Origin of the sequence: Corallococcus sp. CA041A, from assembly GCF_003612075.1 — a bacterium.
Classification (GTDB): domain Bacteria; phylum Myxococcota; class Myxococcia; order Myxococcales; family Myxococcaceae; genus Corallococcus; species Corallococcus exiguus.
Genome location: NZ_RAWF01000450.1, coordinates 1 through 3,817, shown reverse-complemented (window position 1 = coordinate 3,817; position 3,817 = coordinate 1). Strand labels below are relative to the sequence as shown.

The following is a 3,817-nucleotide window of genomic DNA, read 5'->3' as shown; positions in this document are numbered from 1 at the left end:
CTCATGAGCAACACCCCCTCCATCGAGCTGTGCGGCCACAAGGTCGGCCCCGGCCAGCGCCTCTTCGTCATCGCCGGCCCGGACAGCATCGAGTCCGAGGAGATGGCCCTGAGACACGCCCACCTGCTCAAGGGCATCACGTCCCGGCTGGGCGTTCCGTATGCCTTCAAATGTTCCTATGACAAAGCCAACCGGACCAGCGGGAAGTCCTTCCGCGGTCCGGGTTTGAAGGAAGGTCTGAGAATCCTGGACCGCGTCCGTCGGGAGGTGGGAGTGCCCGTTCTCACGGACGTCCATGAAACCAGCCACGTCGGGCCTGCCGCTGAAGTCGTGGATATCATCCAGATACCCGCCTTCCTCTGTCGGCAGACGGACCTCGTGGAGGCGGTGGCCCGCTCGGGCAAGGGGGTGAACTTGAAGAAGGGACAGTTCGTGGCCCCCAAGGACATCGTCCACTCGGCGAAGAAAGCAGTGGAGGCGGGCAACCCCAACGTGCTCGTCACCGAGCGCGGTTCCTCCTTCGGCTACAACAACCTCGTCGTGGACATGCGCGGCTTCGCCCAGATGCGCGAGGCCGGCCTCGTGGTCTGCATGGACGCCACCCACGCCGTCCAGCTCCCCAGCTCCAGCGACGGAAAGACAGGCGGCGAGCGCCGGTTCGTCTCACTGCTCGCCCGCAGCGCCGCCGCCGCCGGGATTGACGCTTTATTCACAGAAGTCCACGAAGACCCCGACCGTGCCCTGTGTGACGGTCCGTGCTCGCTCAATCCACAGATGTTCGAGGACGTGCTACGAGATGTACTCAGCATCCGCCGCGCGCTGGGTCACGAAGCCAGTTGATGCATGCGAAAGGTGAGGAGGCCATGCAGACGGAAGCGCCTTCCAAGCCGGGCAAGGAAGAGCTGACGTCCCGTGCGTCGCGCGTGCGACTGCTCGTGTTCGACGTGGATGGCGTCCTCACCGACGGCGCGCTGTATTACGGCGACAACGGCGAAGTGATGAAGCGCTTCAACGTGAAGGATGGCCATGCGCTCGTCATGGCCCGGCTGGTGGGCCTGCCCGCCGCCATCCTCACCGCGCGCACGTCCCGCATCGTCGAGGCGCGAGGCCGAGAATTGGGCCTCGCCGCCATCTTCCAGGGCCGCAAGGAGAAGGGTCCCGCCTTCCTTGAATTGCTCGCCCAACTCCAGATACCCGCGAATCAGTGCGCGTACATGGGAGACGACCTGAACGACCTGGACCCCATGTCACTCTCAGGGCTGTCCGCCTGTCCGGCGGATGCTGTTCCAGAGGTGCGCCAGGAAGCAGACTTCGTTACGACGAACGTGGGCGGTCACGGAGCCGCCCGTGAGCTTGTGGAGCTGTGCCTCCGTGCCAGTGGCCGTTGGGATGACGCCGTGGGTCTGATGAGAAGCACAGATAAACGCAGCACGTCGTAGGGTGGGTTGATCAAACCCCGCATTCAAGGTAGGTGTTTATTTCCATGGCTAGTGGAACGATGCAGTCCGAGGGGAGTACGGCGATGACGGACCAGCTCTACACGACGCACGACATCAGTCGGTTGCTTCAGGTGGACCCGTCGACGGTGAGCAAGTGGATTGACCGCGGCATCCTGATGGCCTTCCGGACTCCGGGTGGCCACCGCCGGGTGCGTTCGACGGACCTGCGCACCTTCCTGGTCACCCACCAGATGCCCGTGCCCGAGGAGCTGGGTAGCAGCACGGTGCGCCTGCTGGTCGTGGACGACGAGCGCCCGGTGCTGGACGCCATCAAGCGCGCGTTCAAGCCGCACGCGAACCAGGTGGAGCTTCAGACGACCACGAGCGGCGTGGAGGCGCTGCTGCTGGTGTCGGAGCAGAAGCCGCACGGGATGATCATCGACCTCAACATGCCGGACATCGACGGCATCGAGGTCTGCAAGCGCATCCGCGCGCGCAAGCAGATGGAAGGCGTGCGTCTCATCACCATGACGAGCATGCACACGCCCGACGTCGTGGAGCAGTCCAAGCAGGCCGGCGCGGTGGCGTGCCTGGCCAAGCCGCTGGACGTGACTCAGGTGATGGAGCTGTTCCGGGTGCCGCTGGCGCTCAACACCAGCGCTGCTCGCAAGTGATGGGACGGGGGCTTCCGCCGGCCACCGCGGAAGCCCTCGGGTCGCAACGATGCTTGCGGGAGTCGCCGCGCCTCGCGACAGCGAGGGCAGCGGCCTCCCTGATGGGGTGTTGATGCACGCGCATCAACCCTGGACCTTCACCTCGACGACGCGGGGCTTGGTCTCCTCGCGACGCGGCAGGGTGAGGGTGAGCACGCCATTGTCGTAGCGGGCCTCCACGCGGGTCGCGTCCACCGTCTCCGGCAGGCGGAACTGGCGCGCGTACACACCCGAGGCGCGCTCCTGGCGCCGCAGGGCGCTGCCCTCCGGCACGGCTTCGGCCTTGCGCTCGGAGCGCACGGTCAGCACGCCGTCCTCCACCTTCACCTGGATGGCCTTGGCGTCATGGCCCGGCAGGTCCACGCGCAGCGTGATGCCGGACTCGGCCTCCAGGATGTCCGCCGCGGGCGTGACGGTGCGCTCGGCGTCCTCGCGGACGCCCGGCGAGGCCAGCTCGCGGAAGATGAAGTCGAAGTCGCGCAGCAGCGGGTGGGTGACAGCGGCGTTGTTGAAGGGATAGCGAGCGTTCAGCATGGTCGTCTCCTGTTCGTGACGTCCCTGGGGACGCACGTCGTGCGGGTTCACGGTCGTTGTTGAAGTGGGTGGCCGGGACCCTGTTTCCAGGAGCGCCCGGCAGCGCCTCACAAGACTCAAGAGAACCATGCTTCGGGACGTGTCAAGGAACGGCCCCGCACGTCCTGGAGCCCCCGCGAAAGGCCTTCGTACCCGCCTGCCTGCCCTCCTGGCGGGGGGCCAGGCTCAGTCGTCGTCGCGGCCCAACGTGACGGCGGCGCCGTCCTCGCCCCGGGTGACGTGCACCTGCCAGGGGCGGCAGCAGACGGGGCAGTCCTCCACGTAGGACTCGGAGGAGGCGCCCAGCGAGTCCACGTCCACTTCGACCTCTTCGCCGCAGTACGGGCACATCTGGGTGGCGGCGTCCGCGAACGGTTGCATGGTCCAGCCTCCTTGCCTTCAAGGCATGTTCCCCTGCCTTCAAGGCAGGTTCATCGACGTGGACTGAGCGTCCGCGCCATCAGACGCTAGAATCCCCACCCCATGGCTCCCCCTTCCCGGAATCGCATCGCGGACATCCTCGTCAAGGCGCGCGTCATCGACGAGTTGCAGCTACGCAGCGCGCTCGCCTCACTGGACCAGTGGGGCGGACGCGTGTCGCGCGTCATCGCGGACCTGGGGCTGGCGTCCGAGGAGACCATCACCCAGGCCATCTGCCAGGGCCTGGGAATGCCGCGCGTGCAGCTGGGCAACCTGACGAAGGATTCGGCGGCGCTCGCCCGCGTGGAGGTGGGGCTCGCCGAGCAGAAGGGCGTCTTCCCCGTGCAGCTCAAGGACAACGGGAAGACGCTGGTGCTGGCGATGTCCGACCCCACGGACCTGGCCACGTTGGACCAGGTCGCGGCGCGCAGCCGCGCCCGCGTGGTCCCCATGGTGGCGGGCGACCGTGAAATCGAGCACGCCATCCTGCGCCACTACCGCGGCCAGGAGCCGGTGGAGAAGAAGCGCTTCAAGCCCGACTCGAACAAGCAGCAGGACGCGGGCGAACTCCCGGAGGAGGAGGAGTTCAAGGTCGTGGACATGAGCGGCAAGACGGTCGTGAAGCGCATCAGCGACATCGTCGACCCGAACGCCGCGCCGCCGCCCCCCGCC

Annotated in this window: 6 protein-coding genes; 4 read left to right on the top strand and 2 right to left on the bottom strand. The window is 66.9% G+C overall.

Features of this window, described 5'->3' with window-relative positions:
* Positions 1–3 precede the first annotated feature (3 nt).
* Genes kdsA through D7V77_RS40775 form a run of 3 tightly spaced genes read left to right on the top strand, consistent with a single transcriptional unit; the run spans position 4 to position 2,113 of the window.
* Positions 4–840 carry a 3-deoxy-8-phosphooctulonate synthase gene (gene kdsA, locus D7V77_RS40785; protein ID WP_120581567.1) on the top strand — a complete coding sequence of 279 codons (837 nt, stop codon included), beginning with the start codon at positions 4–6 and terminating at the stop codon, positions 838–840.
* Between the two features lie 23 nt (positions 841–863).
* On the top strand, positions 864–1,439 hold the full coding sequence (locus tag D7V77_RS40780) for an HAD family hydrolase (RefSeq protein ID WP_120581569.1): 576 nt from the start codon (positions 864–866) through the stop codon (positions 1,437–1,439).
* Positions 1,440–1,483: 44 nt separating this feature from the next.
* The gene (locus D7V77_RS40775; protein WP_120562008.1) at positions 1,484–2,113 is read left to right on the top strand and encodes a response regulator; all 630 of its coding nucleotides are present in this window, start codon (positions 1,484–1,486) and stop codon (positions 2,111–2,113) included.
* 123 nt (positions 2,114–2,236) lie between these two features.
* On the opposite strand, the gene D7V77_RS40770 is transcribed toward D7V77_RS40775, so the two are convergent.
* Both D7V77_RS40770 and D7V77_RS40765 read right to left on the bottom strand, forming a co-directional pair.
* Positions 2,237–2,686: an Hsp20/alpha crystallin family protein gene (locus D7V77_RS40770; RefSeq protein ID WP_233597535.1), complete on the bottom strand. Its 450-nt coding sequence runs from the start codon at positions 2,684–2,686 to the stop codon at positions 2,237–2,239.
* 225 nt (positions 2,687–2,911) lie between these two features.
* Positions 2,912–3,106 carry a CPXCG motif-containing cysteine-rich protein gene (locus tag D7V77_RS40765; protein WP_120581566.1) on the bottom strand — a complete coding sequence of 65 codons (195 nt, stop codon included), beginning with the start codon at positions 3,104–3,106 and terminating at the stop codon, positions 2,912–2,914.
* Between the two features lie 102 nt (positions 3,107–3,208).
* Here D7V77_RS40765 and D7V77_RS40760 point away from each other — a divergent pair.
* On the top strand, positions 3,209–3,817 hold a 609-nt coding region (locus D7V77_RS40760), incomplete at its 3' end, for a general secretion pathway protein GspE (protein WP_120581565.1).

Bases quoted from the DNA above. Each gene is read 5' to 3' on its own strand.
- kdsA (WP_120581567.1), top strand. From the start codon at position 4: ATGAGCAACACCCCCTCCATCGAGCTGTGCGGCCACAAGGTCGGCCCC.
- D7V77_RS40780 (WP_120581569.1), top strand. From the start codon at position 864: ATGCAGACGGAAGCGCCTTCCAAGCCGGGCAAGGAAGAGCTGACGTCC.
- D7V77_RS40775 (WP_120562008.1), top strand. From the start codon at position 1,484: ATGGCTAGTGGAACGATGCAGTCCGAGGGGAGTACGGCGATGACGGAC.
- D7V77_RS40770 (WP_233597535.1), bottom strand. From the start codon at position 2,686: ATGCTGAACGCTCGCTATCCCTTCAACAACGCCGCTGTCACCCACCCG.
- D7V77_RS40765 (WP_120581566.1), bottom strand. From the start codon at position 3,106: ATGCAACCGTTCGCGGACGCCGCCACCCAGATGTGCCCGTACTGCGGC.